Source organism: Vreelandella hamiltonii (assembly GCF_014651795.1).
GTDB lineage: Bacteria > Pseudomonadota > Gammaproteobacteria > Pseudomonadales > Halomonadaceae > Vreelandella > Vreelandella hamiltonii.
This window is the reverse complement of the sequence record NZ_BMXO01000023.1, coordinates 1-26,611: the sequence shown is the minus strand read 5'-3', so window position 1 is coordinate 26,611 and position 26,611 is coordinate 1. Positions and strand designations below refer to the sequence as shown.

The 26,611-nt window shown below is 60.4% G+C and carries 26 protein-coding genes and 1 pseudogene; 15 read left to right on the top strand and 12 right to left on the bottom strand.

What is annotated here, in order from left to right; all coding sequences use genetic code 11:
- Positions 1-29: 29 nt before the first annotated feature.
- Positions 30-767, bottom strand: a complete 738-nt coding sequence (gene rph, locus IE061_RS17475) for a ribonuclease PH (RefSeq protein ID WP_193462179.1) — start codon at positions 765-767, stop codon at positions 30-32.
- 150 nt (positions 768-917) lie between these two features.
- Here rph and IE061_RS17470 point away from each other — a divergent pair, with 150 nt between their 5' ends.
- Both IE061_RS17470 and IE061_RS17465 read left to right on the top strand, forming a co-directional pair.
- The gene (locus IE061_RS17470; protein ID WP_039178968.1) at positions 918-1,796 is read left to right on the top strand and encodes a YicC/YloC family endoribonuclease; all 879 of its coding nucleotides are present in this window, start codon (positions 918-920) and stop codon (positions 1,794-1,796) included.
- 5 nt (positions 1,797-1,801) lie between these two features.
- The gene (locus tag IE061_RS17465) at positions 1,802-2,659 is read left to right on the top strand and encodes a protein NO VEIN domain-containing protein (protein ID WP_052196414.1); all 858 of its coding nucleotides are present in this window, start codon (positions 1,802-1,804) and stop codon (positions 2,657-2,659) included.
- A gap of 59 nt (positions 2,660-2,718) precedes the next feature.
- Here IE061_RS17465 and IE061_RS17460 read toward each other — a convergent pair whose 3' ends face one another.
- Entirely contained in the window at positions 2,719-2,997 is a 279-nt protein-coding gene (locus IE061_RS17460) for a helix-turn-helix domain-containing protein (RefSeq protein ID WP_444542711.1), read from the bottom strand.
- Between the two features lie 19 nt (positions 2,998-3,016).
- Entirely contained in the window at positions 3,017-3,496 is a 480-nt protein-coding gene (locus IE061_RS17455; RefSeq protein ID WP_016915513.1) for an Lrp/AsnC family transcriptional regulator, read from the bottom strand.
- Positions 3,497-3,644: 148 nt separating this feature from the next.
- Between IE061_RS17455 and IE061_RS17450 the strand changes: the two genes are divergently transcribed.
- The 3 genes from IE061_RS17450 (at position 3,645) to IE061_RS17440 (ending at position 6,273) form a co-directional block, all read left to right on the top strand.
- Positions 3,645-4,685, top strand: coding sequence for a zinc-dependent alcohol dehydrogenase family protein (locus tag IE061_RS17450; RefSeq protein ID WP_193462177.1), 1,041 nt, complete (start codon positions 3,645-3,647; stop codon positions 4,683-4,685).
- A gap of 40 nt (positions 4,686-4,725) precedes the next feature.
- Positions 4,726-5,301 (top strand): histidine phosphatase family protein, encoded by a 576-nt coding sequence (locus IE061_RS17445; RefSeq protein WP_193462176.1) that lies wholly within the window; start codon positions 4,726-4,728, stop codon positions 5,299-5,301.
- A gap of 96 nt (positions 5,302-5,397) precedes the next feature.
- On the top strand, positions 5,398-6,273 hold the full coding sequence (locus tag IE061_RS17440) for a pirin family protein (RefSeq protein WP_193462175.1): 876 nt from the start codon (positions 5,398-5,400) through the stop codon (positions 6,271-6,273).
- Positions 6,274-6,281: 8 nt separating this feature from the next.
- Here the strand turns inward: IE061_RS17440 and IE061_RS17435 are convergent, their stop codons facing one another.
- Positions 6,282-6,908, bottom strand: a complete 627-nt coding sequence (locus IE061_RS17435) for a DNA-3-methyladenine glycosylase family protein (protein ID WP_096921773.1) — start codon at positions 6,906-6,908, stop codon at positions 6,282-6,284.
- 147 nt (positions 6,909-7,055) lie between these two features.
- Between IE061_RS17435 and IE061_RS17430 the strand changes: the two genes are divergently transcribed.
- The 4 genes from IE061_RS17430 (at position 7,056) to IE061_RS17415 (ending at position 10,422) form a co-directional block, all read left to right on the top strand.
- Positions 7,056-8,399 carry a type II toxin-antitoxin system HipA family toxin gene (locus IE061_RS17430; RefSeq protein WP_193462184.1) on the top strand — a complete coding sequence of 448 codons (1,344 nt, stop codon included), beginning with the start codon at positions 7,056-7,058 and terminating at the stop codon, positions 8,397-8,399.
- On the top strand, positions 8,396-8,716 hold the full coding sequence (locus IE061_RS17425) for a helix-turn-helix transcriptional regulator (protein WP_193462174.1): 321 nt from the start codon (positions 8,396-8,398) through the stop codon (positions 8,714-8,716). Before IE061_RS17430 ends, IE061_RS17425 begins: the two co-directional genes overlap by 4 nt.
- A gap of 150 nt (positions 8,717-8,866) precedes the next feature.
- On the top strand, positions 8,867-10,078 hold the full coding sequence (locus IE061_RS17420) for an MFS transporter (RefSeq protein ID WP_193462173.1): 1,212 nt from the start codon (positions 8,867-8,869) through the stop codon (positions 10,076-10,078).
- A gap of 92 nt (positions 10,079-10,170) precedes the next feature.
- Positions 10,171-10,422, top strand: a complete 252-nt coding sequence (locus tag IE061_RS17415; RefSeq protein WP_039178940.1) for a hypothetical protein — start codon at positions 10,171-10,173, stop codon at positions 10,420-10,422.
- Positions 10,423-10,437: 15 nt separating this feature from the next.
- On the opposite strand, the gene IE061_RS17410 is transcribed toward IE061_RS17415, so the two are convergent.
- Positions 10,438-11,133 (bottom strand): extensin-like domain-containing protein, encoded by a 696-nt coding sequence (locus IE061_RS17410; RefSeq protein WP_193462172.1) that lies wholly within the window; start codon positions 11,131-11,133, stop codon positions 10,438-10,440.
- Positions 11,134-11,252: 119 nt separating this feature from the next.
- Between IE061_RS17410 and gmk the strand changes: the two genes are divergently transcribed.
- The 4 genes from gmk to IE061_RS17390 all read left to right on the top strand — a co-directional run bounded on the left by gmk (position 11,253) and on the right by IE061_RS17390 (position 14,877).
- Positions 11,253-11,885 (top strand): guanylate kinase, encoded by a 633-nt coding sequence (gene gmk / locus IE061_RS17405; protein WP_193462171.1) that lies wholly within the window; start codon positions 11,253-11,255, stop codon positions 11,883-11,885.
- Positions 11,886-11,972: 87 nt separating this feature from the next.
- Complete coding sequence (gene rpoZ / locus IE061_RS17400) at positions 11,973-12,233, top strand: DNA-directed RNA polymerase subunit omega (protein ID WP_193462170.1); 261 nt, start codon at positions 11,973-11,975, stop codon at positions 12,231-12,233.
- A 26-nt stretch (positions 12,234-12,259) separates the two neighbouring features.
- Complete coding sequence (locus IE061_RS17395) at positions 12,260-14,392, top strand: RelA/SpoT family protein (protein WP_081138538.1); 2,133 nt, start codon at positions 12,260-12,262, stop codon at positions 14,390-14,392.
- A 95-nt stretch (positions 14,393-14,487) separates the two neighbouring features.
- Positions 14,488-14,877, top strand: coding sequence for a RidA family protein (locus IE061_RS17390; RefSeq protein ID WP_193462169.1), 390 nt, complete (start codon positions 14,488-14,490; stop codon positions 14,875-14,877).
- A gap of 69 nt (positions 14,878-14,946) precedes the next feature.
- On the opposite strand, the gene IE061_RS17385 is transcribed toward IE061_RS17390, so the two are convergent.
- Positions 14,947-15,828, bottom strand: coding sequence for an SDR family oxidoreductase (locus IE061_RS17385; RefSeq protein ID WP_193462168.1), 882 nt, complete (start codon positions 15,826-15,828; stop codon positions 14,947-14,949).
- A gap of 150 nt (positions 15,829-15,978) precedes the next feature.
- Here IE061_RS17385 and IE061_RS17380 point away from each other — a divergent pair, with 150 nt between their 5' ends.
- Together IE061_RS17380 and recG are read left to right on the top strand one after the other, a co-directional pair.
- Positions 15,979-16,908 carry a hydrogen peroxide-inducible genes activator gene (locus tag IE061_RS17380; RefSeq protein WP_081138541.1) on the top strand — a complete coding sequence of 310 codons (930 nt, stop codon included), beginning with the start codon at positions 15,979-15,981 and terminating at the stop codon, positions 16,906-16,908.
- A complete protein-coding gene (gene recG, locus IE061_RS17375; RefSeq protein WP_096921776.1) occupies positions 16,905-18,983 on the top strand; it encodes an ATP-dependent DNA helicase RecG in 2,079 nt (692 codons plus the stop codon). Before IE061_RS17380 ends, recG begins: the two co-directional genes overlap by 4 nt.
- Before the next feature lie 252 nt (positions 18,984-19,235).
- On the opposite strand, the gene IE061_RS17370 is transcribed toward recG, so the two are convergent.
- The 6 genes and pseudogenes from IE061_RS17370 to IE061_RS17345 form a co-directional block, all read right to left on the bottom strand.
- Complete coding sequence (locus tag IE061_RS17370) at positions 19,236-19,898, bottom strand: DUF4123 domain-containing protein (protein WP_193462167.1); 663 nt, start codon at positions 19,896-19,898, stop codon at positions 19,236-19,238.
- A 221-nt stretch (positions 19,899-20,119) separates the two neighbouring features.
- Entirely contained in the window at positions 20,120-21,136 is a 1,017-nt protein-coding gene (locus IE061_RS17365; protein WP_230478498.1) for a tetratricopeptide repeat protein, read from the bottom strand.
- Positions 21,136-22,134 (bottom strand): tetratricopeptide repeat protein, encoded by a 999-nt coding sequence (locus tag IE061_RS17360; protein WP_193462166.1) that lies wholly within the window; start codon positions 22,132-22,134, stop codon positions 21,136-21,138. Before IE061_RS17360 ends, IE061_RS17365 begins: the two co-directional genes overlap by 1 nt.
- Before the next feature lie 28 nt (positions 22,135-22,162).
- Positions 22,163-25,423, bottom strand: coding sequence for a hypothetical protein (locus IE061_RS17355; RefSeq protein WP_193462165.1), 3,261 nt, complete (start codon positions 25,421-25,423; stop codon positions 22,163-22,165).
- The gene (locus tag IE061_RS17350) at positions 25,420-26,244 is read right to left on the bottom strand and encodes a DUF4123 domain-containing protein (RefSeq protein WP_193462164.1); all 825 of its coding nucleotides are present in this window, start codon (positions 26,242-26,244) and stop codon (positions 25,420-25,422) included. The genes IE061_RS17355 and IE061_RS17350 overlap by 4 nt, the downstream gene beginning before the upstream one ends.
- Positions 26,229-26,611 (bottom strand): annotated as a pseudogene (locus IE061_RS17345) (DUF2345 domain-containing protein); the annotation flags it as partial. The pseudogene IE061_RS17345 and the gene IE061_RS17350, both read right to left, overlap by 16 nt.

Here is a 26,611-nt window from a genome sequence, read left to right as displayed (position 1 = left end):
ACCGCTGGCCTGTTGCGTTTCAGGCCCGCCTAGCCGCGAATGCCCAGCGCTTCACGCTGCTTCTCGCGCAGCTCTTCACCGGCTTTTTCGGCCAGGTCCAGCATGGCGTTCAGTTCCTGGCGGTTGAACGCGCCCGCTTCAGCGGTGCCCTGCACCTCGATCAGCTCGGCGTTTTCGGTCATCACCACGTTCAGGTCGGTGTCGGCCTTGCTGTCTTCCGAGTAGTCCAGGTCCAGCACCGGCACGCCCTTGTAAATGCCCACGGAAATGGCGCTGACCAGCTGCTTGAAGGGGTCGCCCTTGATCTTCTTTTCCCGCTGCAGGTAGCGAATGGCGTCCACCAGCGCCACGCAGCCACCGGTAATCGCCGCCGTGCGCGTGCCGCCATCGGCCTGGATCACATCGCAATCCACGGTAATGGTGAACTCACCCAGCTTCTTCAAATTCACCGCCGCGCGCAGGCTACGGCCAATCAGCCGCTGAATCTCCAGCGTGCGACCACCCTGCTTGCCCTGGGTGGCTTCGCGGTTGCTGCGGGAGTGCGTGGCGCGGGGCAGCATGCCGTACTCCGCCGTAATCCAGCCCTGATTCTTGCCACGCAACCAGCGCGGTACGCCTGCTTCCACGCTGGCGTTGCACAGCACCTTGGTCTCGCCAAACTCCACCAGCACAGAGCCTTCGGCATGGCGCGTGAAGTCGCGGGTCAAACGAATCTCACGCAGCTGGTTGGCCTCGCGACCGCTGGGGCGAACTACATCAGGACGCATAGCACCTCACATCATCATTACGTTGAAAAGGCCCACCATTGTACACGTCAACGCCACTCGGCACGGGGCTATTCAGGCCAGGCCCATTCAAGCCACCCCGCCCCGACAAGATCAGGTAGACTGACCAAAACGCGACCCACAGGAGCCCCCATGGCCAGCCCCCGCCACGTTCACAGCATGACCGCCTTCGCCCGCGCCGAGCAGGCCGCCCCTTTTGGCACCCTGCAGGTCGAGATACGTTCGGTGAACCAGCGCTACCTGGAGCCGCATTTTCGTTTGCACGAAAGCCTGCGTGACCTGGAGCCGCTGCTGCGCGAAGCGCTGCGTACCCGCCTGGCGCGTGGCAAGGTGGAGTGCAGCGTACGTTTCGAGAGCGCCGACACCGCCCAGGCACCGGCGGTGAACATCGCGCGCCTGCAAGAGATTGCCGACGCCCTGGCGGCCATTCAGCAGCAGGTGCCCAGCGCCGTACCGCCCACCACTCTGGCACTGCTCAACCAGCCCGGTGTGATGGAAACCCAGCACCTGGACCAGGACGCCATCAAGGCCGCCGCCAAAGCGCTGTTCGACCAGGCGCTCAAGGAACTGATCGACGCCCGCGCCCGCGAAGGCGAAAAGCTGGCCGAGATGATCACCACCCGCCTGGACGCCGTCAGCGAGCAAGTGGCCACCGTACGCAGCCTGCTGCCGCAAATCCTGGAACGCCAGCGGGCCCAGCTGCTGGAACGTTTAGAAGTCGCCAAGACCGAACTCGACCCCCAGCGCCTGGAAGCCGAGCTGGTACTGGTGGCCCAAAAAGCCGACGTGGACGAAGAACTGGATCGCCTCACCGCGCATATCGACGAAGTACGCCACCAGCTCGCCCAAAAAGGCCCCAAAGGCCGCCGCCTGGACTTCCTGATGCAGGAGCTCAACCGCGAAGCCAACACGCTGTCATCGAAATCCGTGGTGGCTGAGACGACCCGCTGCGCGGTAGAGCTGAAGGTGCTGATCGAGCAGATGCGGGAGCAGATACAGAATATTGAGTGATGAACATGAGTCGAGCGACAGCTTGGAGTGCAAGGGAGGTAGAGGCAATCGTTGCTACCTACCGGCAGATGTTAGTAGCGGAACTGAGCGGGCAAAGTTATAACAAGCGCGCACTTAACCGAACACTGATGGCACAGCTTGATGGCCGCTCGGCCGGTGCCATTGAGTTCAAGCACTGTAATATCAGTGCAGTGTTGCGCGATGCTAACTGCCCCTATGTCGATGGCTACAAGCCTCGTAGTAACTATCAACAAAGCCTAGTTGACGTTGTCGAGGAGCTGTTGCTAGGCAACGAGCTCGTTGATCGAGCAGCACGTTTGGCTGCTGATCTCCCAGTGGTGGATACCGTTGGCATCGTCGATGAACGTATCATTGTCGAACCTCCTAGAACGACACCACCGCAACAAGGTGTTCGCGAATTTCATGCTGATTATTCGGTCCGCCCGCCGCAAAAACGCGACTACTTGGCTCGGGAAACCCGCAATCGTGAGCTAGGGCTTGCAGGTGAGCACCTAGTGATGCGGTTTGAGCAGCATCGGCTGCTTCAAGCCGGGCTGGATAAGCTGGCTGAGCGGGTAGAGCACGTCGCGGTGACTCAGGGGGATGGATTAGGGTTCGATATCCGCTCCTTCGAGCCTGACGGCCGTGACCGGCTGATCGAAGTCAAAACAACCGCTTTTGCCAAGGAGTGCGCGTTTTTCATCACACCTAACGAGCTAAACTGTTCGCGCGCCCATTCTGAACACTATCATTTATTCCGCCTGTTCAACTTCCGTAAGGGCCCGAAACTATTTTTCCTGAAAGGCGATCTCCACGAACAGCTCTGGCTGGAGCCCGATAGCTACCGCGCGGGAGTGCGTTGAGCCAGATGGTTGAGTAACGCGATCAGCTTAATTCGTTGACGTTCAATTGCTGCTCAAACTTATAGACCCTCTTTGAGCACCTCTTCTATGGAGGAGGGTTGTTTAGCGGCGAGGGCATCGGGTTGGGTCAGCGCATAGAGCCGTGCCAGGTCATCCAGGCTTTGCCAGAGCAACAGCAGCTGGCGGAGCGAAATTTGCCCGGTGAGCTCGAATTTCTTGATGGTAGGAGCGGGCACATTGCTGCGCTGCGCCAGCGCCGCACGGGATAGCTTGGCCTGCTCGCGCAACCTGCGTAGGTGGGCGGCAAAGGCCTGCTGAACATCGGTATCGTCCAACAACAGAAACGGGGAAGTAAGCTCACAGCCCCAACAGCTCCTCAACCGGCAAATGGCTGGTCGCTTTCATTTCCCTCAGCGAGAGGTTGGAGCGAATGCTCGATACCCCGGGCAGTTTGCGCAGCACCGTTTCGACGAAGTGGCTGTAGTCGTCCAAGTCTTTGGCGACTACCTGTAGCAGGAAGTCGGCTTCGCCGGTGGTGTTGTGGCAGCTCAGTACGCGGGAGCTGGCCTGGATGATGCGCTCGAACTCTGCCGTCGCGGCTTCGCTGTGCTGGGTGCAGGTGATTTGCACGAAGGCCAGCACGCTGGCGCCCACTTTGCGGCGGTTGAGAATGGCCTGGTAGCCTTCGATCACCCCCAGCTCTTCCAGGCGTTTGTGGCGTCGCCAGCAGGTGGCTTCGCTCAGGTGCAGCTGCTCGGCCAGCCGTGCGTTGGCCACCCGCCCGTCTGCCTGCAGCAAGGTGGCTAATCGGGCATCTTTTTTATCAAGCTCGCTCATTTTGAAAGGCTCTTTCGGTTTATTCATGTTGTTGAAAAGAGTGCTTCAAAAAGGCGCAGGATGTCCATCAGAGTGAAACGTAATTTCGGGCGTGGCTCGCTATAGTGCGTATACATCCAACGCACCGCCGACCGTTCAGGAGTGAGCCATGAAAGCCGTGGTATTCGAGCAGTTTTCCGCCCCGCCCAGCATCCAGCAGGTGCCCGACCCAGCGCCAGCGCCTCACGGGGTCGTGGTGAAGGTGATGGCCAACGGCGTATGCCGCAGTGATTGGCACGGCTGGATGGGCCACGACCCGGATATCCGGCTTCCCCATGTGCCGGGCCATGAGCTCTCCGGTGTGGTGGAAGCGGTGGGCAAGGACGTGACGAAGTGGCGCATTGGCGACCGGGTGACCGTGCCGTTCGTGGGCGGCTGCGGCATCTGCCCGGAGTGCCACACCGGCAATCATCAGGTGTGCGATGCTCAATTCCAGCCGGGGTTTACCCACTGGGGCTCGTTTGCCGAGTATGTGGGCATTCACTACGCCGATGTTAATCTGGTCGCACTGCCGGATACCCTGACGTTCGATACCGCCGCCAGCCTGGGCTGTCGGTTCGTGACCTCTTTTCGTGCGGTGGTAGACCAGGGCCGCGTGTCGGCGGGCCAGTGGGTGGCGGTGCACGGCTGCGGCGGCGTGGGGCTGTCGGCCATCATGATTGCCAGCGCAGCCGGCGCCAACGTGGTGGCGGTGGATATTTCCGAGCAGGCGCTGGCTTTGGCGCGCCAGCTGGGGGCGGTGGCCACGGTGAATGCCAACCAGGTGGCCGACGTGGTGGAGGCGGTGGTCGAGATCACCCAAGGCGGCGCGCACGTCTCGCTGGACGCGCTGGGCCACCCCACCACCTGCTTCAACTCCATCACCAATTTGCGCAAGCGCGGCAAGCATGTTCAGGTCGGGCTGATGCTGGCGGACCACAGCACGCCCGCCGTGCCGATGAGCAAGGTGATCGCCAACGAGCTGGAAATTCTGGGCAGCCATGGCATGCAGGCGCATCGCTACGGTGCCATGCTGGCGATGATCCAGTCAGGCAAGCTGGCGCCTGAAAAATTGATTGGCCGCCGTATCACGCTGGAAGAGTCCGTGCAGGCGTTGGTCAACATGGGCAAGTTCGAAGGCGCGGGGGTCACCGTGGTGACGAAATTCTGATAAAAGAGGGGGAAGACCGTTCTCATCAGAGGGTTTGCCCATGTTCACCCTGCGTATCTTCGCGCTGTGCATGCTCTCGGGCCTTCTTGGCCTTGTGCCCCTTGTTGCTCAGGCCAATACCGCCACTTGGCAGGCGCTGCAGCAGGGTGGGTTGGTCATTCTCATGCGCCACTCGCTGGCGCCGGGCATCGGCGACCCGCCGGGATTTGTGTTGGAAACGTGTGCCACCCAGCGCAACCTTTCCAGCGAAGGGCGTGCTCAGGCAGTGGCGGTGGGGCAGGCGTTGCGGCAGCAGGGCGTGGCGATCGATGCGGTTTACAGCTCCCAATGGTGCCGTGCACTGGAAACCGCCGAGCTGATGGCGTTGGGGCCGATAACGCCTGCGACGTGGCTGAACTCGTTCTTTGGCGGGCGGGGGGATCAGGTGGCCATTACCCAGGCGGCGCGCAGCCGTATAGAGGCGTGGCAGGGGCCGGGCAACCTGCTGATGGTCACGCATCAGGTGAATATCACGGCGCTGACTGGCGGCGGTGTCAGTTCCGGGGAAATGGTAGTCGTGCGCCCCCAGGAGGATGGGTTTGCGGTGGTGGGGCGGCTTAGCATTCCCAGCCGCTGAGGTTTTGTGCATTTCCTTCAATGAACCAAGGCAAATTATTCGCTCCTCATTGCGTCGCTGAGGTTTTACGCTGGGCGTATCGATAAGGAGGACGTCATGTCATCACCCCATACCCCATCCGTTCGCCGCGTGGTCGCTCAGCACCCTGCCCATCGTGACGATATCGGTGACCTGGTCACCCGCAGGCCGCTGCCGGGGCCTGGCGTGGATCAGCTCGATCCGTTTCTGTTCCTGAATCACCACGGCCCGCAGGTGTATCCCGCCAATAATCGTGGGCTGCCGTTTGGGCCGCACCCCCACCGGGGGTTCGAGACGGTCACCTTCATTCTGGAGGGCTCGCTGGCCCACGCCGATAGCGCCAAGCACCAGAGCGTGATTCATGCAGGCGGCGTGCAGTGGATGACCGCGGGCAGCGGCATCGTGCATGCAGAAATCTCGCCCCCTGAGTTCCTGCGCGAAGGCGGGCCGCTGGAAATCCTCCAGCTGTGGGTCAATCTGCCGTCGCGGCTGAAGATGAGCGAGCCGCGCTACGTGGGCTTGCAGCAGGAAGGCATTCCCGAAGTTCCCCTGGCGGGCGGCGGCACGCTCAACCTGATTGCCGGGGAGTGGCAAGGGCAGTCAGGCCCGATCGAGTCGCTGACCGGCGTGTTCATGTCCACACTCGCGCTGCCTGCGGGTGCCCATGAGCAGCTTCCCGCGGCCCCTGGGCGGCAGGTGTTTCTGTACGTGGTGAGTGGTGACGTGACGGTGGGCGGCGAGCCTGCTAAAGCGCGTCATTTGATCGAACTCGACCGTGACGGCGAGAGCCTTGCCATCGAGGCAGCCAGCGATGCGCGCCTGCTGTTTGGCCATGGCGATGTCATCGATGAGCCGGTCTACTCCCACGGCCCCTTCGTGATGACCACCCGCGACGAGATCGTGCAGGCGGTAGAGGATTACCAGAACGGCAAGTTTGGCGGGCTGACGCTGTAACCGCCGCGCTAAACCGGCTCGCCGCGATAGTAGTGCCATAAAAACAGCGACCCCACGCTGCGCCAGGGGGCCCAGGGTTCCACCAACTGGCGGGCCTGCTTCGGCGTGGGTTTGTCCTCCATGCCCTTCAGGCGGCCCAGCGCCACTCTTAACGCAAGGTCGTCGGCGGGGAAGATATCGGGGCGCTTGAGCGAGAACATCAGGTAGATCTCGGCGCTCCAGCGGCCAAACCCACGCAGCTGGGTAATCGCGGCAATCGCCTCGTCATCGCTGAGGTGCGCCAACCCATCGGCGCTAAAGGTGCCCGCCAGCTCCGCCTCTGCCAGCCCTTTGGCATACTCGATCTTGCGCCACGACAAGCCTGCATCCCGCAGCGCCTGGCCTTCCACCTCCATCACCGCTTTGGCGTGCAGCTCCGGCAGCAGCGTATTCACTCGGCCCATGATGGCCCGAGCGGCCTCGGTGGAGATCTGCTGGCTGACGATGGTCGAGAAGAAGGTGGCAAACCCGGGGTCGCGCTGGCGCGGGCTGGGCGCACCCACCAGGGGGTAGGCACGCGCAATGTCGGGGTCGGCGTGGGCCAATGCCTGCATGGCGTGCTCGATCATATCAACGGGCGTTTGATCAGACGGCATGATATCTCCTGAGATAAATGGGTATTAAACTGCTCATTTATGATAATTTGATTTAAATTTGAGTATTAAAGTGCACATTATTCTGCTTCGAACTACACTTTTGAGCATTAAACTACTCATCAAATGACGCGTTAAAGGTGAGCCGTGTTGCTAACCGTTCAAGCCTTCCATCAAGGGCAGTGGCACGATGCTGCCGAGCTGGTGTTCGAGCATCCAGAGCGGGGCCGTCGAGGGCCTGCGCGTTTGGGCTACCTTACCGATTATGCCCTTGAGTGGCTGGATCACGACGATGAGCACGCCTGTAGTCTTCGTTTGCCTATCGAGTTGATGAATACCCATCAATCGCCACGCTGGTTCACTTTTTTAGACGATATCATGCCCTCTGGGGCCAGCCGCCGTTACTGGGTCACGCAGTTGGGTATATCGGCACTTAGTGAGGCGGAGCAGGATGCCGCGCTACTGGCCAAGGGAACGATTGCGCCAGTGGGCAATTTACGTATCAAAGAGGCCCTTCCTGAACGCCCAGCAGGCAGCACGCTGGAGCAGCAGCGCTTTGCAATGGTGGATGTCGTCAATCGGGATAGCGACTTTCTGGCTTATGCGCAGCAGATGGGGGCTGCTGGGGGGGGCGCGACTGGGGCCGGTGGTGAGGCGCCCAAGCTGCTGTTGCGCTGTTCATCAGATGATCAGGTCTGGATTGATACCTATCAGGACGATCCGGCGAATATCGATCAGCACTATCTGGTGAAATTTCCTCGCGGTCAGCGCACGGTGATCGATAACGACATATTGCGTGCGGAGTACTACTTCTATCACGAGTTAGCGTCGCTGGGCGTCGCGACCATCGATACCCAAGGGATGCGTCTGATCGAGGGTGCGCGATATCCATCGCTCTGGTTGCCCCGCTTTGATGTGGGCTATCAAGAGGGAGCGCTCGCGCGGTATGGCCTGGAGTCTGTTTACTCCGTCATGGGGAAAGAGCCGGGAAGCTTCTTGAATCATTTTGCCGTGGTCGGGGAGTTGGTGGATATGTTGAGCCAACAATTCCGCGTGCGTGAGTCGGGTGACCATTTCGATACGGCGCGCTTTGTCAGTGAGTGGGTGAAACGCGACCTGCTCAATGTTGCGTTTGCCAATAGCGACAATCATGGCCGCAATGCGGCGCTGCTGAAAACACCGCAAGGAACCTGGTGGGCACCGGTGTACGATTTTGCGCCCATGAAGGCAGATCCTGAGGGAATCGTCAGAACCATTACCTGGGGGGCGCCGTTTGAAGAAGGGCGAGAGTTTAACTGGGCCGCCATTGCAGAACGCCTGAGCGTTTATCTTCCACCAGAGCGGCTCATGGCAGAGCTGAAAGCCTTGGGTAGCCAGCTAGTGGGCTTGAAGAAACGGCTAGCGCAGCGGGGTGTACCCAATACCATTTTGGCATTGGATGCGGTGGGGTTGGGTCATCTGGATGCCAAGCTGCAGCGCTGGGGGTTGGTATGAAGCGCAAAGAGCTCACCAGCATCGAGCGGGAGGCGTTGTTGACGACATTAGCGGCTCAACTGGTGCGCGAAGAAATCAGCTCTGGGCAGGTGCTGCGTCAGCTCCGCCGTGAGGTACTGGGCATGTCGCAGACCCAATACGCCGATCTGGTGGGCATCAGCCGTCGTTCGCTGTCAGACCTGGAAGCCGATAAGGCAAGCCCTACCGTGGCGCTGCTCAATCAGGTCTTCCGGCCGCTGGGTCTGCAGGTAGGCTTGCTGCCGCGCAACCGCGAGCTGCGCGAGCGCTTATTGTTAGCCAATGCCACGAGGGACTAATCCTCTTGGTTTATCGTTGGATGATTGAGTTCGCACGCTAACTTTTTTCATGCCTTGTATTTCTACTTTCGTCTAATCCTGCCATCATTTGCGACTATCCAGGATCGTTTTAGTGAACAGGCGCGTTATCCCGCGCCTGGGGAGTGAGGTATGCAAGCATCATCAGCGGGGCTGGCGCGGCATCCGCGGTGGGCGGAATTCGTGCTGGCGCTGGGCGGGTTCGGCATCGGCACCAGCGAGTTCGTCATCATGGGGTTGATGAACCGCGTGGCGGAAGACCTGGCCGTGAGCGTGCCGCAGGTAGGCTATTCCATCAGCAGCTACGCCCTGGGGGTCGTGGTGGGGGCACCGCTGATTTCGGCGCTGGCCGCGCGGGTGCCCAAGCGAGCGCTGCTGATCGCGCTGATGCTGGTGTTTGCCGTGGGTAACATTGCCAGCGCCATGGCGCCGGGGTTCTGGTCGTTCGTGGGGCTACGCTTTCTGGCCGGGCTGCCCCACGGGGCCTACTTTGGCGTGGCGGCGCTGGTGGCGGCTGGCGCCGTGCCGGTCGATCAACGGGCGCGGGCCATTGCTCGGGTGATGATGGGGCTGACGGTGGCCATTCTGATCGGGGCGCCGCTGGGTACCTGGGCAGGCAACCTGTTTGGTTGGCAAATTGCCTTTGCCGGGGTGGGCGTGATTGCTCTGCTGACGGCGCTGTTGATTCGTCTTTTTGTGCCCGTGCAGCCCTTCGATGCCCAGGCCAGCCCGCTGCGCGAGCTTTCCGCGCTGGTCAAGCAGCGTGTGCTGGTGACCATTGCCATTGCCTGCATCGGCTGTGGCGGCATGTTCTCGATTTTCAGCTACGTGATGCCCACCTTGACCCAGCAGGCGGGCATGCGTGAAGCCCTGGGCCCCTTGGTGCTGGTCATCTTTGGCCTCGGTTCCATCGCGGGCAATCTGGTCGGTGGGCGCATGGCCGATAAAAACCTGATGCGGGCAATCCCTACCATCCTGGTGTGGTGCGCGGTGGTTCAGGGGCTGTTCTACTTTGCCGCCAATCAGGTGTGGAGCGGGCTGCTGTTCGTTGGCCTGGTCGGCACCAGCATGGCCTTGGCGCCTTCGCTGCAAACACGCTTGATGGACGTGGCGGAAGATGCCCAGACCATGGCGGCTTCCATGAATCATGCGGCGTTCAACGGGGCCAATGCGCTGGGGGCGTGGCTGGCGGGCCTGGTGATCAGTGCCGGGTTCAGCTGGTCGAGCACCGGGCTGGTGGGAACGGGGCTGGCGCTGTGCGGGTTGATCATTTTTGCCTGGGGGCGCTGGCTTGAAAAGCGCGCTGAAGCCCCTGGCCAAACCGTGGCGCAAGGCTATAAATAAGCGTTTTCTCAAGCAAGACAAGGGGCATTAAAAGTGGCAAAAAAGCTGGAGTGTTCCTAGGGTGTAAGATGCAACCCATAAGGAGGTGACCCATGCAAAGCCCATCATTGAACGTCTCGCGTAGCTTGACCCTGAGTGCCATCGCGGCGCTGACCCTGGCCCTGGCGGGCTGTGGCGCAACCACTGGAGAGCGCGCCACCAGCGGCGCAGGCGTAGGTGCCGCCGTCGGTGCTGGCGCAGCAGCGGCCACTGGCGGAAGTATTGGCCGTGGCGCGGTGATTGGTGCAGGCGCAGGTGCTGCGACCGGTGCCCTGACCGATGAAGAGGACATCAGCCTCGACTGACGTTGGCACAGGCCACTAGCGGCACAGCCTGAAACCGCGCATGCCCAGATGGAAATGATCGGCATGCGCGGCATTGTAATCCGGCCCCAGCACGTTGCCGAAGGTATCGCAGGCGCCATCCCGCGCTGCCCGCAATAACTCTCCTACTTCTCCCTCGTCGTCCCAGTCGCGAATCAGCGTAATCTGACGACCATTCTCGAAGCGAAAGCCCACCACATCCAGGGCTTCAGCCGTGGCGTGCTCGCTGCGTCGACCGCTTTCGCGGCCGTAGACATTCCGGCAGGCAAAACTGCCCACATGATCCACTTGGGCGACCGGGCTGCCCATGATGGCTTCGGCAGCCGGTTGCAGGGCATGGCGTTCGTACATCACCCAGGCCAAGGCCAGCGGGCAGGTGGCCACGAAGCTTTGGTTGAAGCGCACGCTGCTGGATTGCATGCGCACCACGTTAGTCAGCGGGCAACTGGCGGTGGGGGAGTAGTCGGCCAGCGGCGTATAGCTCAGCCCGCCCTCGGGGACGGTGTCCAGGGCGGCTAGGCAGGCCTCGCGGTCGTCGTCGAGGCGCTTGAGCTTGAGTTGGGTGACGGGCGTGACCGGGTCGTCCACGTGCAGCGGTGCCCAAGGCGCCCAGTGGCGCGGGATGACGATGATGTCCTTGTAGATGGCAACGCCGACCCCGACCAGCAGGAGCAGGAAGAAGAGTGCGCGCATGGTGACCTCCGTGTGGTGTTCTTGAACCCCTACAGTCCCTGCCAGGGGTATGCGATACTGCGCGCTATTGGCGTGGGCCGTCACCCGCGCCCATTTCTGATCAACAAGGGAAGCGCTGCATGTCCCAGGGTACGCTTTATATCGTTTCTGCCCCCTCTGGGGCGGGTAAAACCAGCCTGGTTCGCGAGCTGATAGAGAGCCTGGATGGCATTCAGGTATCGGTGTCTCACACCACCCGCGCCAAACGTGAAGGCGAGGTGAACGGCGTGAACTACCACTTCACGCAGATTCCCGAGTTCGAGGCCATGATGGCTCGCGGCGACTTCTTTGAGTATGCCAAAGTCTTCGACAATTACTACGGTACGTCACGTCAGGCCGTGCAGACGCTGCTGGATGCCGGGCAGGACGTGATTCTGGAAATCGACTGGCAGGGCGCGCGCCAGGTTCGCGAACAGATGCCCTCCGCCGTGTCGATCTTCATTCTGCCGCCATCGCGCAGTGAGCTGGAGCGCCGCCTGTCGAGCCGGGGTACCGACGAGCATGCGGTGATCGCTCGGCGCATGCGTGATGCCGTCAGCGAGATGTCCCATTACGATGAATACGACTACCTGGTGGTCAACGATGACTTCACCACGGCGTTGCAGGAACTGCAGTCGCTGGTAATCAGCCACCGCTTGACCCTGGCCACCATGCAGCAGCGTCATGCTCCCCTGCTGTCTGCGCTCTTGTCACAGACGCCTGGCGTCGAGTAATCTAGCAGGTCGTATGACTACTTTTTTCGCTGGGTCGGCGGCGTTTTCAGCTCTGTCGGCCCGGCGTCGTTATTACAGGATGGCTCCATGGCTCGCGTAACCGTCGAAGATTGTCTCGAACACGTAGAAAACCGCTTCAAACTGGTGATGATTTCTACCCAGCGTGCCCGTCAGCTGGCGCGTGGCTCCCGTGATGCCCAACTGCCCTGGGAAAACGACAAGCCGACCGTCATGGCGCTGCGCGAGATCGCCGCAGGCCTGGTCGACCATACGGTTCTGGATGAGCCGGTCGAAGCGCCGGTGCGGGCGCGTCCTGCCATGACGCCCAGCGCTCAAATCGACGACTAAGCTAGCACCGATCAGGGGCGCGGTACATGTTCACCATTGATGACCTGGCCGACCGACTCGGCGGCTACTTACCCCCGGACGAGATCCAGCAGGTCAAGCGCGCCTTCTATTACGCTGAGCAGGCTCACGACGGCCAGCGCCGTCGCTCGGGCGAGCCCTACGTGACCCACCCGCTGGCAGTGGCCAACATTCTTGCCAACATGCACATGGACCATCAGAGCCTGATGGCCGCCATGCTGCACGATGTCATCGAAGACACCGGCGTCTCCAAGAAAGCCCTGGCCGCCCAGTTTGGCAAGCCGGTGGCCGAGTTGGTGGATGGCGTCTCCAAGCTGACGCAGATCACCTTCGAAGACAAGGCCGTTGCCCAGGCGGAGAATTTCCAGAAGATGGTGCTGGCGATGTCGCGGGACATCCGCGTCATCATCGTCAAGCTGGCCGACCGGCTGCACAACATGCGCACTCTGGGGGCCCTGCGGCCCGACAAGAAGCGCCGCATTGCCCGGGAAACCCTGGAAATCTACGCCCGTATTGCGGGGCGGCTAGGGATCAACACCATTCGTGTGGAGCTGGAAGACCTCTCGTTCCAGGCGATTCACCCCATGCGGGCCGAGCGCATCAAGCGTGCGGTTGCCAGCGCTAGAGGGAATCGTCGCAGCGCCATGCGTGAAATCCAGGCCTCGCTACAGCAGAGCCTCGATGACGAAGCGCTGCAGGGCACGGTGATTGGTCGCCAGAAGCATCTGCTGTCGATCTACAAGAAGATGCGCGACCAGCGCAAGCCGTTTGCCGAGATCATGGACGTCTTCGGGTTCCGTATCATTACCGAAGACGTGGCCAGCTGTTACCGGATTCTGGGCGTGGTGCACAACCTCTACAAGCCGGTACCCGGGCGCTTCAAGGACTACATCGCGATTCCCAAGGCCAACGGCTACCAGAGCTTGCACACGACGCTGTTCGGCCAGCGTGGCATGCCCATCGAAGTGCAGATCCGCACCCGCGAAATGGAAGCCATGGCCAACAACGGCATTGCTGCCCACTGGCTGTACAAGGCTGGCCAGACCGCGCATCCGATTGCCGAAGGCAGCCATGCCCGCGCCCGCGCCTGGGTGAAGGGGCTGCTGGAGATGCAGCGCCACGCGGGGGACTCGCTGGAGTTCATCGAGCACGTCAAGAACGACCTGTTCCCGGATGATATCTACGTGTTCACGCCCAAAGGCGACATCATGGAGCTTCCCCAGGGGGCCACGGTGATCGATTTTGCCTATAGCGTGCACACCGATATCGGCAACAACTGCATTGCCTGCCGAATCGACCGCCACCTGGCACCGCTCTCGACACGGCTGGAAAGCGGCCAGACGCTAGAAATCATCACCGCGCCCGGCGCGCGCCCCAACCTGGCGTGGCTGAATTTCGTCACCACCGCCAAGGCGCGCTCGGCCATCCGTCACGCACTCAAGCACCAGCAGCAGGCAGAAGCCATCATGCTGGGACGCCGTTTGCTCAACAAGGCCCTGGCCCCCTTCGAGACCAGCCTGGAAGAGCTGGACGAGAGCGTGTTCGAACAGGCGCTGAAAGAGCTGGATGCCAGCTCCATGGATGCGCTGCTGGAGTCGATGGGGCTGGGCAATCGCATGGCTCACGTGGTGGCTCGGCGGCTGGTGGACGTGGCTCATGGCGAGAGCTTCGACAAGACGCTGGCCGACAACAGCGACAAGGCAGTGGTCATCAGCGGCGGCGAAGGCATGGTGATCAACTTTGCGCGCTGCTGCCATCCGCTGCCGGGCGACCCGGTGGTGGGGCACCTCTCTGTGGGCAAGGGGCTGGTGGTGCACCGCAGTGAGTGCAAGAACCTCTCCGAGCGCAAGAGCGACCCGGAAAAGCTGTTTGCTCTGGAGTGGTCGGAAAATATCGACGAAGACTTCCCGGTGGCCCTGCGTATCGAGATCGAAAGCCGCCGTGGCCTGGTCGCCGAGCTGGCCGGGCTGGTGACCGATGCGGACGCCAACATCGAGCGGATCGGCATCGAAGAGCGTGACGCACGGCTCTCGACGGTCAACCTGACCCTGTCGGTGAAAGGGCGAGTCCATCTGGCGCGGATCATCAAGCGGATCCGCAACCTGCCCAACGTCGGCAAGATTACCCGTATGGCCAATTAAAACGACCCGGTACCCGCCGCTGGCCCGTCAGGCTGGCGGCGTCAGCCGTGGCGATCATCATCCATCGATGTATTCTCACAGGAGCAAGAGACATAATGAGCAATAAAGCGGTTATCAACACCGAGAAAGCCCCGGCGGCCATTGGCCCCTATTCACAAGCCATCAAGGCGGGCAACACGGTGTATCTGTCGGGCCAGATTCCCCTCGACCCGGACACCATGGCGCTGGTCTCTGACGATTTCGAAGCCCAGGCGCGTCAGGTGTTTGCCAACCTGCAGGTAGTGTGCGAAGAGGCGGCGGGCTCGCTGAGCGATATCGTCAAGCTCAACCTCTACCTGGTGGACCTGGACAACTTCGCCATCGTCAACAAGGTCATGGAGGAGTTTTTCTCCACGCCGTTCCCGGCCCGTGCGGCGGTGGGCGTGAAGGCGCTGCCCAAGGGCAGCCAGGTAGAAGCCGAAGCGGTCATGGTGATTGGCGACTAACGCCAAGGGTTGGTACGGCACAGTAAAAAGCGAGCCGTGGGGCTCGCTTTTTGCTCTTACGCGATAGCGTCAGGCTTTTTGCAGTTCCAGAAACCCGCCTTCCTTGAGCACCTGCAGATACCCTTCCTTGTAGCTGGGGTAGCGGAAGGTGTAGCCGGTTTCACGAATACGGCGGTTGTCGCAGCGCTTGCTGGCCCGGCGGCGCAGGGGGGACTGCATGGTCTCGGTGGACTCCACCTTCAACTGTTTCGCCAGCCACGCCATCACATTGTGCATGGTCACCGGCTCGCAGTCGCTGCCCAGGTAAAGGTCTGCCAGCGGCGTACCGCTCTCCTGACAGCGAATCAGGTGCGCCAGGATGCCGGTGCAGTCGTCGCGGTGAATCCGGTTGGAGTAGATCACCGGCGTCACGGCGGCAATGCGGCCTTCTGCCACCTGGTGGATCAGGCGGTCACGCCCCGGGCCATAAATACCTGAAAAACGCACCACGGTGCCAGGCAGCGGGTGGTTGAGCAGTGACTGCTCGGCTTCGCACATCAGGGTGCCGGAGAAGCTGGTGGATTCAGTGGGGCTCTCTTCATTGACCACTTCGCCTTCCTGCTGGCCGTAAACGCTGGTAGAAGAGACGAAGAAGATTCGCTTGGGCGGCGTGTCGTGCTGTTCCAGCACGCTCAGCATACGTTTCAGGCCGTCCGGGTAAGCGCTTTGATAGGCACTCTCTTCGAAACGGTCGGCGCTGACGGTGTAAATGACGTAGTCCGCGCTGGGCAAGGCGTTGGCAGGTGCCCCTTCCAGGTCGTTAAGGTCCAGGGCCAGCGGCTCGATGCCCGTGTTGGCCAGTGCATCGGCCTGGCGGCGCACGCCGATCACGCGGTGCCCTTCGTCCAGCAGCTCCTTGCCAAGCGTGACGCCGATATCTCCACAGCCGATAATCAGTACCGTTAGCTTCACCTTGCTCACCCCTCTTGATAAATATTCCCTATTAGATACAAAGTCCCTATGAGATGTGCCATCTTCAATAGGGCTTGTCTGTCCTTTTCCATCTCGCTAATTACGATTACCAGTCACGAGCTGCAACGAGAGGATGCCACTGGCACCACCATGACTTTAACAGAACTACGCTACATCGTAACCCTTGCACAAGAGCGCCATTTTGGCCGTGCCGCTGAACGTTGCCACGTTTCACAGCCCACCCTGTCGGTGGCGGTGAAAAAACTGGAAGACGAACTGGAAGTGGCGCTGTTCGAGCGCTCCAAGTCCACCGTACAGGTAACGCCGCTGGGTGAAAAGGTCGTTGCTCAGGCGCAGCGCGTTCTGGAACAGAGTGGGCTGATTTTCGAACTGGCCAAGGCAGGCAAGGACCAGTTGGCCAACCCCCTGCGCATTGGCGCCATCTACACCATTGGGCCCTACCTGTTTCCCCATCTGGTGCCTGCGCTGGCCAACGCTGCGCCACAGATGCCGCTGTACATCGAAGAGGGCATGACCGGCACGCTGCGCGCCAAGCTGCGCAATGGCGAGCTGGACGTGATCATCGTGGCGCTGCCCTTCACCGAAACCGATGTAGTCACCAAGCCGATCTATGACGAGCATTTCGAAGTGTTGATGCCCGCCAGCCATCCGTGGGTAGCGCGTGAAGCCATCCACAAGGAAGACCTGCTGGAAGAGCGCCTGCTGCTGCTGGGGGAAGGCCACTGCTTCCGCGACCAGATTCTGGAAGCCTGCCCGGCCATTACCCAAAAGCTGAACAGCCCCAACAATACCCTGATTGCCGAAGGCGGCTCGTTGGAAACGATTCGCCACATGGTGGCCTCCAAGCTGGGCATTACCGTACTGCCCCAGTCGGCGCTGGGCACCGACCAGTACGAAAACGCCATGCTGGTCAGCCGTCCCTTCGTGGAGCCTGCGCCTTCGCGCACGGTGGCGATTGCCTGGCGCGCAAGCTTCCCCAGGCCCAAGGCCATCGATGCCCTGGCCCAGGCGATTGGCCAGTGCCAGCAACCGGACCACAAGGCCCACACGGACTCATGAGTGAACTGGCTGCTCCGGTCACGGCGCTGAAGGGCGTAGGCGACGCGCTGGCCATCAAGCTGGCGCGGCTGGGGGTCGAGCGCGTCAGCGACCTGCTGTTTCACCTGCCGCTGCGCTACCAGGACCGTACGCGACTGACGCCGATAGGCCATCTGCGGGCGGGCCAGGAGGCGGTGGTGGAAGGGGAAGTGACCGCCAGCGACGTGGTCAAGGGGCGGCGGCGCAGCCTGCTGGTGCGGTTGCGCGACGGGAGCGGCATCCTGAGCCTGCGGTTCTTTCACTTCTCTCCGGCTCAGCAGCAACAGCTGCGCCCCGGTGCCACCGTGCGTGCGTTCGGCGAAGCCCGGGCAGGAGCCACGGGGCTGGAAATCTACCACCCGGAGTATCGCCTGAGCGGCAGCAGCGAAACCCCGGTGGAGGAGTACTACACGCCCATCTACCCCACCACGGAGGGGCTGCATCAGGCACGCCTGCGGGCCTTGGCCCAGCAGGCGCTGCGCCTGCTGACGCAAGCCCCTGAAACGCTGCCGGACGTGATCCCCGACACCCTGCGCCAGCGCTTCCAGCTACCGGGGCTGCATGCCAGCCTGCAGCTCTTGCACCAGCCACCACCGGACGTGGACCTGGAGCAGCTTGCCCAGGGGCTTCACCCCGCCACCCGGCGGCTCGCCCTGGAGGAACTGCTGGCCCACCAGCTCAGCCTGCGGGAAGTGCGCCTGCGCATTCAGGCCGATGGTGCACCGACGCTGCCCTCCGGGCGTAGCCTGCAAACCCGCTTTCTGGCGCAGCTGCCGTTTGCCCTCACCGGTGCCCAGCGCCGCGTGCTGGAGGAGATCGCCCTCGACCTGGCACGCCCGGCGCCCATGCTGCGGCTGGTGCAGGGGGATGTGGGGTCGGGCAAGACGGTGGTGGCAGCCATGGCCGCGCTCTCGGCGCTGGCGGGCAACTGCCAGGCGGCCATGATGGCGCCCACGGAAATTCTCGCCGAGCAGCACTATCGTTCGTTCAAGGCATGGTTCGAGCCACTGGGTATCGATGTCGCCTGGCTGGCGGGCAAGCTGAAAGGCAAGGCGCGGCTGGATGCCAAGGCCGCCATCGCCGATGGCCGAGCGCGAATGGTGGTGGGCACCCACGCGCTGTTTCAGGACGATGTGCATTTTCAATGCCTGGGGCTGGCGATCATCGACGAACAGCACCGCTTTGGCGTGCACCAGCGCCTCGCCCTGCGTGAAAAGGGGGAGGCCGGCGGGCTGACGCCTCACCAGTTGATCATGACCGCCACGCCGATTCCCCGCACCCTGGCCATGAGCGCCTACGCCGACCTGGACGTGTCGGTGATCGACGAGCTGCCGCCGGGGCGCACGCCGGTGAAGACCGTGGTGGTCTCGGACGAGCGCCGCCCGGAAGTGGTCGAGCGTATCCGCAATGCCTGCCGCGATGGCCGCCAGGCCTATTGGGTTTGCACGCTGATCGAGGAGTCCGAAGTGCTCCAGTGCCAGGCGGCGGAAGTCACGCGGGACGAGCTCACCCAGGCGCTGCCGGAGCTGGCCATTGGGCTGATACACGGGCGCATGAAGGCCGCTGAAAAAGCCGAGGTGATGGAGGCTTTCAAGACCGGCGAGCTGGATCTTTTGGTCGCCACCACGGTGATCGAGGTCGGCGTGGATGTCCCGAATGCCAGCCTGATGATCATCGAAAACCCGGAGCGCCTGGGGCTTTCTCAGCTCCACCAGCTACGCGGGCGTGTTGGGCGGGGCAGCACCGAAAGTTTTTGCGTGCTGCTTTACCACGCGCCGCTGTCCAAAAGCTCCCGAGAGCGGCTCAGCGTGATGCGCGAAACCACCGACGGCTTCCGCATTGCCGAAAAAGACCTGGAAATTCGCGGCCCCGGCGAAGTGCTCGGCACCCGCCAGACCGGCCTCGCCCAGATGAAAATCGCCGACCTGGAGCGCGATGCCGACCAGCTGGAGCGGGTCACCGCCCTGGCCCAGGCGCTCCAGGGCAACGCCGAAGTCACCGCGGTACTGGTGCGCCGCTGGCTGGGCGAAGCCGCCGGGCGTTATGGGCAGGTGTGAGTGCTACGCCATAAGTACATGGGGAGGGCCTCGCGCAGCATGATTGCCCTCTTTCCTCTTGGGTCAACGCATGATCCAGAGTTCCATGCTGTCTCGTGGATGGGGGGCGGCTCTGTAGAGGTGGCGTTAGTCTCCTCGTTGGGAGTATCGATGCCACGCCAGGCGAAATGGCGGTAGTGCCGAGAGCATAGGCTGGCGTCCGGTTTTATTGAACCCACTACACTCTCGTTAATGGGCCATGGAGGAGAAAGGCTAGTGGAGCGAGATTAGCCAGTCCGCTCTTGGCGCGGGCTCCGCCGGTTTGGTTATCAACCACTCTTCTGTTTGCTGCTGCCTTCGAAGTGCCGCTTCGATGTGTGACGACAATTGCCATGGGTTCGCACAGGTAGTTCCTGTTTTGGGGGGCTTCCAGCAAGTCCAGCCACCTTTCACATAGGGAATGAAAACTCGGCCAAGAGGTTTCAACCAGTATTGAAGGAACACAGGGTCTGCATTGGCCAGCAGGGTTGTCCATACCTGCGGGTGCTGAAGCCTCACGAACGATTTTCCACCAGCGTTATCGTCAAGAATGAAAAGTGTGCGCAAGTGCTCGACGATCTTGTCGAAAGAGACGGCCGACGTAGGTTTGAATACCCAGCCTGCCTGACACAGGCACAGTTGCATGGCGCGTTGCCAAGCTGGGCTATTGATCTCCATCTTGATCAGCAACGGCTCTTCGGGGGATATCAGGCGAAGAGGAGTACGGCCAAACAACCCACTGTATTGCAGTACGCCGGGTAACGTCGTTATATGAGCAAATGCGCCTTTCAACAGCTTTTCATCCAGAACGACATACGCATGCTGGAGCACTCTTGCGTCGGCAATGTCAGCGATGAATGTGCAATGGGCGCAGGGCTCCTTTTTCAAGTCCAACATTTAGCTATTCCTTTTCAGTGCTATCTCATCTCCAAGCGCTGTGGTCGAGTGCAGGCGCAAACGTCTGCAAAAAGCTGTGTATGTTGCTGGCTTAGCAGCCGGGTAAAGGCGTGAGCCTCGGGGTCACCTTGCAGTGCATGATAAAGCTCAGGGTGCAAGGTCAATTGCCATGGTTAGCCCGGCTAACACTGCCCGCCAGTCCGGGCGTTGTATTAACGACATCAGGGGCCAAACTTCTCTGGGAAATAAGAGAGAGGCGGTTCGAGGTTCAGCCACTCATCCATCATGTGCTCTCCTTCCTCGCGCTGTTCAGGCGATACGTGCTCACTGTAGATGCTAAGATTTTGATCAGAATAACTGCCGGGTAGCTCTTCTTTGATGGCTAAGAGTATTGCCCATCCTAGTGCAGGATCTGGCTCTAGAGCGCCTCTACATAAATCCTCAAAATCTCTTAGAGTAGGTACTATATTGCAAGCTGCTAGCCAGCGCCGGCCATTTATATGTCCTGATTCGGAAGACTTTATTCTCCACACTCTTGCTTCTTCATACCGTTCTAAGTTACTTAGGGTGGCAGCTAAATTATTCATCGCTGGCGCATAGCCCGCCTCTGCCGCTTGGCGGAACCATGGCTCGGCGGATTCCAAGCGCTCGGTTTCATTGGCGTAACTCTCTTCATCGTTACGTGCAATCTCGCCAAGCAAGTTCATGGATTCCACATGGTCTGCCTCGGCGGCGCGCAGTAACCACTCCATGGCTTTTTCTTCGTCGGGCTCTTCGACGTAGAAGTAGATGTCATACAGGACGGACATCGCCTCAGGGTCACCCGCTTCGGCTTTGGGTAGGGTTAGTTCCAGTGCCTCCTGTGGCCAGTCGTCACCGTTTTCAGGGCAGACATCGCCTAGTTCACAGGCACCGCCATCGAACAAGCGCAGCATGGCGTAGGGTTCACCGTGTTGAGCTGCTCGGTAGTACCAATCCAAGGCGGCTTGAGATAGTCCACGGCTAAGTAATCTATTTGCCTCGCCTAGGTAATACATTGCCTCTACGTCACCACTTGCTGCGGCTATTTCTAGTGGAGGTTGCATCTTTTCCCACTGATGAATACCCCATAGCCGCATGCCTTCATCCTTGGCAGCTTGCGACTCGTGATCCAGTGCCCAGGCGTGCGGCGTCAAGAGCGTTGTCAGCGTTAGCCCGGCTAGTATTGCCCGCCAGCTCAAGCGTTGCAGTAACGACATCAGGGGCCAAACTTCTCTGGGAAGTAGGAGAGGGGTGGTTCGAGGTTGAGCCACTCATTCATCATGCGCTCTCCTTCCTCGCGCTGTTCAGGAGTGACGCTTTCCCGATAAACACGCAGTGATCGTTCTGAAGAAGTGCCGGGGACCTCTTCATGTATAGCAAGGAAAATCGCCCAGCCTTTTGCTGGCTCTGGGGCGGTAGCAGAATTACATAGAGTCAATTCTTCCCAATCAGGTGCAACATTACAGGCGGCCAACCAGGTTCGTCCGTAAATATGCCCTGCTTCGGAAGCTTTGTTGACCCATTCCCATGACTCTTCAGGCTGGCCTAGGTGGTTTAATACAGATGAGAGGTTATGCATGGCAGGTGCATAGCCCGCCTCTGCGGCTTGACGGAACCATGGCTCGGCGGCTTCCAAGCGCTCAGTGTCGTTGGCATAACTTTCTTCATCGTTACGGGCAATCTCGCCGAGTAAGTTCATGGATTCCACATGGCCTGCCTCGGCGGCGCGCAATAACCACTCCATGGCTTTTTCTTCGTCGGGCTCTTCGACGTAAAAGTAGATGTCGTACAGGACGGACATCGCCTCAGGGTCACCCGCTTCGGCTTTGGGCAGGGTAAGTTCCAGTGCCGCCTGTGGCCAGTCGTCACCGTTGTCCGGGCAGACATTACCTAGTTCACAGGCACCGCCATCGAACAAGCGAAGCATGGCGTAGGGTTCACCGTGTTGAGCTGCCTGGTAGTACCAATCCAAGGCGGCTTGGTTCATCCCCATATGTCGTAAACGGTTCACTTCGCCCAGGTAATACATCGCCTCGGCATCACCAGCCTCTGCTGCTTTTTCCAAGTAAGGCGTGCTGATAGAACGCTGATGTGAATTGTATAAGCGCATGCCTTCATCCTTGGCAGCTTGTGCCTCGTCATCCAGCGCCCAGGCGAGCGGTAGAAAGGATGTAAGTGTTAATCCGGCTAACACGGTCAGGGTAATTGATCGCATGATGTCATTCCTTTCATAGCGGCCTTAATTAGCTTGCACAGATTTCAGCACCAAGGCCAGCTGCGTACCTGCGATAACCCATCTTTGAACCAGGAACATCAGGATTATCAGTGCCTGATATCCGTTCCATAAAACGATCCAAGGCCAGCTTATGGTTATGGTAAGCGGTGTCTGGGTAATTATGCGGCGGCTGACCGTTGGCGGTCATTCTGACGACTGCTTTGGTAAACAGGTACTGCGAAGGAGTAGGGGCTTCGCGGCTGAAGCGGCAAAGCGGGCCGTAAACGCTCATGGTGACGCCTTCCACTATCCAGCCCAAGCAGTTGGCAATGGCGATCTGCTGAAAATCCAGTGCTTGCTGGGCGTTAAAGCGTTGGCTTCTGCCTGCACTTCTCCCTCTACCGGGCTCTTCTACTTCAAATGCCCGAGGCTCGCTAACGAGCAAGTAGAGCAAGGCCCCGAGCGAGTCAGGCGTGAGTTGTTGTACCCACGCTTTCATGTTTTCTAAGTCCTCCCCGTCGCGCGTTGCAATGACATACGCAATCGGCCCCGCATTTTGGCCGCCCGTCATGGCGTTGTAGAGTCGTTCAATGCCGGCTTGTCCTCGTGCTGCCAGTAGGCCGACGTTCAGCAGGGTCGTGGTAGCGAGGTAGCCCAGCCAGCTCATGCTTTCGTAAGCCTCTTCGTCGATCCATTCGGGCTTCACGTAGTTGTTGTCCACCATGGCCCGGTGGAGCATGGCGAGCCACAGGTCCAGGCTATCGACATCCAGCTCTACCGAGAGCCCACCCCCTGCGCCCTTGCCAATCACGACACGTGCGGCCATGCGCAACACGAACTTACCGTTCTGCATGCCCAGCGCGAAACCGAGTTTTCCCCCTAAGCCTGCTGCAAGCTCCATCGTCAGGGTAGCCGTGCCCAGACTGCGCCACCCAGTGAGTGACTGATTGGGGTTTGCCATGCTCATGTCGGAGAGCGCTGCGCGGCCGGGGAGGAGGCGTTCCAGGTTGGCGGGGGGCTCCCAGCTCAGCGAGCAACGGGTTTCGACGCCCAGCTTAGCCCCCGCGAAGGCTTCGATGGTCGCGCCCTCGGCTTCCCGTGTTGCCCAGTCAATCCCGGTAATACTGAGCCCGTCTTCGCCAAGCGAAAAGCCTGTCTCGGTTGCCAGTGCCAAGCTGGCCCCGGCAAAGCCTTTGGCCACGGCATCCACGATGACCACATAGCGGCCCAATTCACGCTGCTCGTTCACTTCATTCAAGGTGGCAACGACTTGCTGGGCCTGCTCTTCTCGGGGGAGTACCAGGCGCCCCAAGGGCAGCTCTCCCCGTGCCAGGCTGAAGGTACCCTTGGCCTCCCAGCGGTAGGCCACCGAGGCAGAGGTCTTGTTCGGGTTACTCTCATCCAGTTGCCAATGGCCATTGGAGGGCCTTTTAATGGCTAGCTCATCGCGCCGGGTGGTGGAAAGCTCATAGTTGCCCCCGCTGCTCATTTCCAGGTCAGCGTCGAAGAAGGTGAGTGTGGGTTGCTGAGCGACCACTTCCCATGGCGTATCGCGTTCATCCTCACTACGGGGTTCGTTAAGGTCGAATCGGGCCATGCCAACCAGGCGCATCATTTGTGCCTGAGCGCTGGCATCGAAGAGGCGCAACTGATCACGCCCCGGGCCTGTAAAGAGCACTTTCTGCAAGTCGGCTCCCCAGCGTTCCTTGCTGTTGCCGTTTAGAGAGGCGATGTCATGCCCTTGTTCCTCCAGGTAGGCAAAAAAACGCTCAGGCTGGAAGAATCCCAATGGCTCATCGTGCCACTCACCTCGATGCTCGATAGGCTCACATCCACGCCCGCGTAGCCACTGAGAAAGCGCCGTTTCCGGTGACTTCCATAGTCGAGCGGGCAATACACCATCCGCGTTCATCGTCGTGTCTAGCCGCTGCCGCTCGATGGGCGTCATGGCGGGCATCAACTGATACAGGCTGATGTGGCTAAGCGATTGATCTGCCTGAGGAGAGCTGAATTCTCTCAAGGGGAAGTCGCGACGCACCAGCAGTTCGATCCGACGCTTCTGATAACCTAGGGCATGACGGTCATCTTCGATATCGGTATGCCATACCAAAACGCGGCTGGGCTCCATTTTTTTGATGGCCGCATCCGCCTGCTGAAATAGATCACCTAATTCTTCCTGAATACTTTTATAGAGCTGCCGTTCCTGCTCGAACAAAAAGATAGGCAGCTTGGCTTGGCCTGCCGTACCGCTTTCCCACTCGCTGAGTTTTTCTTCGACCGCACGGTGCAGCTCAACGCTTTGCTTCAGAGTGCTGCAGTAGGTATCGAAGGCGCTGACGCCCCCAGCTAATGGTGGAGCGCCCTCCTCCGTGAACGATAGGGCCAGCTCAGGCGTGGCAATGCCTAGGGAAGCGAGCGTCAAGATGCTATTGAGGTAGTCGGTGTATTTGCTTTCTTGTTGCTCTGATAGTTGCTGTACGTGGCCCACGAAACGACACGCTTGCGCAGCCTCGTCAGGGGGCATGGATTCGCATAAGCGGATGAAGGTTTGATACTCGGCGAGCACCTCTTGCAGTGAAAAAGGCGTAGCTTCTCCTTCGCTGCCTGGGTTGAAATGGTATTCACGCTGCGCCGCCGCTCGGCACGTGCGGTAGGTTTCCAATGCTTCTGCAATCTCGGCTTCCCAAGGGCCGTAATAGCGTTCGCCTTCTACGCTGTAGCCCGCTTCCTGCGCGCGTTGCAAACCTGCTTGATAAAGGTCACGTAGTTCACTTTCCAGCCGCACCGCTTCGGCATTGGTCAGGTGACGCGCCAATTGATTCAGTAGTGCTGGCGTGGTCAACTGCCAAAGGCTTTCCAGAAAAGAGCGTTGGTGTGCGATTCGCTCCTCAAGTGTGGCTTCGTCATCGGTCGTGATGTCGATCAACTGCTCGAAACAAGATTGGTAACGCGCACGCTCGCTCTCGTCGAGAAAGTTTTCGGCTCTCGTAGGCAACAAGCACTCCATCAAGCCCGCTTCATCATTGAGCAGGCGAAGTCGCTCAATGGCGTCTTCCTCTTGCGTCCACGTCTTTAGTTGCTCGGCGGCCTCCAGCAAAATGTCGGAGACCTCTTCTGTCAGCAGCCAAAACGTTTGGGTGCCGGGTAGATACAAAATATCGGCCCAGCACTGCTCCTGACAGACATGCGTTGCGTTTTCACCAGCGCTTTCACCATCGGATTCGGGAGGTTCGAACACATTCACCACCACTGGGTTCAAATGGCGCTCTTGGGTTTGCTCGGCACTCATAACAGGCGCTCCAACTGCTGTACTTTTTGGCGTGTAGGAAGGTGGGAGTGGAGAATGTCGTCTAACTGCTCGTGCCGCCTATCGCTTTCATCTGTCATCAGCGGTAGCAGGCGTTTCAAATGATCAGAGCGGCTGATGCTTGCGTTCACCAGGGTGTTCATGCGAGCCAGCCATACAGCGGGTAAAGAGGTGAGTGGCGTCTCTGTCATACGGCTCAGCCACCACGCTTGCTGGCTCTCCTTCAGGGCGGTTTCCATATCGCTCGTCAGTGACCAGGTGGGGGTGGCAGGCTCTTCGGGTGTGCCCGGCTGCCAGAGGAGCCATTGGCCCTGTGGCGTGGGCGTGGCCATCTGGCCCAGGAGTAACGAGCACTGGGCGTAACAAGTTGGGGGTGCACTGGCCAGCAACGCACTCCAAACGGAGGGCTGCTGAAGGTTGATGAGCGATTTGCCACCCTGCGGGTCATCCAGCACAAATAACGTCTGAAGGTAGTTGGCGAGACTGAGTAGTGTCTGGTCAGGGGCAGGCTGGCACACCCACCCCAGGCGCTGATGACAGAGAGTTTGGGCATGTCGCCATGCGGCACTGCCCACGCTGAGTTCTAGCAGCCAAGGGCTGGCGTCCAGCAACGGCGATAAAGCGGTGCCTGCAAATAGGCTCGTAAAATCGCGCTTGCCCTCGCAGGCCAGTAGGGTTCGACTTTGTTCGGGAGCACGCCGTTGATCGAGCACCATATAGGCGGTTTGGCCCGACGTGAGGCTGCCCGTCAGCGTTTGGGCGTGGCGGGTGCGTTCCGCCAGTTGGCTCAACCAGCGAGACATGGGCAATCCTCACGACTGCACTGAGTGTCGTTGATCTTGCCGCACAGCGGCATGATGGCTGCTTCGCTGAGCTGGTAATCCTTTAGCTTGGGCAGCGAGGTAGGTGGTATGGCTTCATGCACTTCCGCCACCGCCCGCCCCGGCAATAGCGGGCCTTCCACCGCCTGCCCGGAGCCGTTGCCGGGGCTGCCGCCTGCGTTGACCCGTACCGAGGGGCCCACCAAGGTGATGCCGCCGCCGTCCAGCTTGAGAAAGCTGCCCCCGGCGTTCAGGGTGAGTTCGTCGCTGGCTTCCAGCACCACCTTGTGGCCTGCCTTGATGTGCAGCTCTCGGCCACTTTCACTGAGCCAGGCCTGCCCAGCCTTGA

Bases quoted from the DNA above. Each gene is read 5' to 3' on its own strand.
- rpoZ (WP_193462170.1), top strand. From the start codon at position 11,973: ATGGCTCGCGTAACCGTCGAAGATTGTCTCGAACACGTAGAAAACCGC.
- rph (WP_193462179.1), bottom strand. From the start codon at position 767: ATGCGTCCTGATGTAGTTCGCCCCAGCGGTCGCGAGGCCAACCAGCTG.
- IE061_RS17465 (WP_052196414.1), top strand. From the start codon at position 1,802: ATGAGTCGAGCGACAGCTTGGAGTGCAAGGGAGGTAGAGGCAATCGTT.
- IE061_RS17470 (WP_039178968.1), top strand. From the start codon at position 918: ATGGCCAGCCCCCGCCACGTTCACAGCATGACCGCCTTCGCCCGCGCC.
- IE061_RS17420 (WP_193462173.1), top strand. From the start codon at position 8,867: ATGCAAGCATCATCAGCGGGGCTGGCGCGGCATCCGCGGTGGGCGGAA.
- IE061_RS17365 (WP_230478498.1), bottom strand. From the start codon at position 21,136: ATGTCGTTACTGCAACGCTTGAGCTGGCGGGCAATACTAGCCGGGCTA.
- IE061_RS17435 (WP_096921773.1), bottom strand. From the start codon at position 6,908: ATGCCGTCTGATCAAACGCCCGTTGATATGATCGAGCACGCCATGCAG.
- gmk (WP_193462171.1), top strand. From the start codon at position 11,253: ATGTCCCAGGGTACGCTTTATATCGTTTCTGCCCCCTCTGGGGCGGGT.
- IE061_RS17370 (WP_193462167.1), bottom strand. From the start codon at position 19,898: ATGTTGGACTTGAAAAAGGAGCCCTGCGCCCATTGCACATTCATCGCT.
- IE061_RS17380 (WP_081138541.1), top strand. From the start codon at position 15,979: ATGACTTTAACAGAACTACGCTACATCGTAACCCTTGCACAAGAGCGC.
- IE061_RS17395 (WP_081138538.1), top strand. From the start codon at position 12,260: ATGTTCACCATTGATGACCTGGCCGACCGACTCGGCGGCTACTTACCC.
- IE061_RS17425 (WP_193462174.1), top strand. From the start codon at position 8,396: ATGAAGCGCAAAGAGCTCACCAGCATCGAGCGGGAGGCGTTGTTGACG.
- IE061_RS17350 (WP_193462164.1), bottom strand. From the start codon at position 26,244: ATGTCTCGCTGGTTGAGCCAACTGGCGGAACGCACCCGCCACGCCCAA.
- IE061_RS17355 (WP_193462165.1), bottom strand. From the start codon at position 25,423: ATGAGTGCCGAGCAAACCCAAGAGCGCCATTTGAACCCAGTGGTGGTG.
- IE061_RS17415 (WP_039178940.1), top strand. From the start codon at position 10,171: ATGCAAAGCCCATCATTGAACGTCTCGCGTAGCTTGACCCTGAGTGCC.
- IE061_RS17445 (WP_193462176.1), top strand. From the start codon at position 4,726: ATGTTCACCCTGCGTATCTTCGCGCTGTGCATGCTCTCGGGCCTTCTT.
- IE061_RS17440 (WP_193462175.1), top strand. From the start codon at position 5,398: ATGTCATCACCCCATACCCCATCCGTTCGCCGCGTGGTCGCTCAGCAC.
- IE061_RS17450 (WP_193462177.1), top strand. From the start codon at position 3,645: ATGAAAGCCGTGGTATTCGAGCAGTTTTCCGCCCCGCCCAGCATCCAG.
- IE061_RS17455 (WP_016915513.1), bottom strand. From the start codon at position 3,496: ATGAGCGAGCTTGATAAAAAAGATGCCCGATTAGCCACCTTGCTGCAG.
- IE061_RS17360 (WP_193462166.1), bottom strand. From the start codon at position 22,134: ATGCGATCAATTACCCTGACCGTGTTAGCCGGATTAACACTTACATCC.
- IE061_RS17390 (WP_193462169.1), top strand. From the start codon at position 14,488: ATGAGCAATAAAGCGGTTATCAACACCGAGAAAGCCCCGGCGGCCATT.
- IE061_RS17410 (WP_193462172.1), bottom strand. From the start codon at position 11,133: ATGCGCGCACTCTTCTTCCTGCTCCTGCTGGTCGGGGTCGGCGTTGCC.
- recG (WP_096921776.1), top strand. From the start codon at position 16,905: ATGAGTGAACTGGCTGCTCCGGTCACGGCGCTGAAGGGCGTAGGCGAC.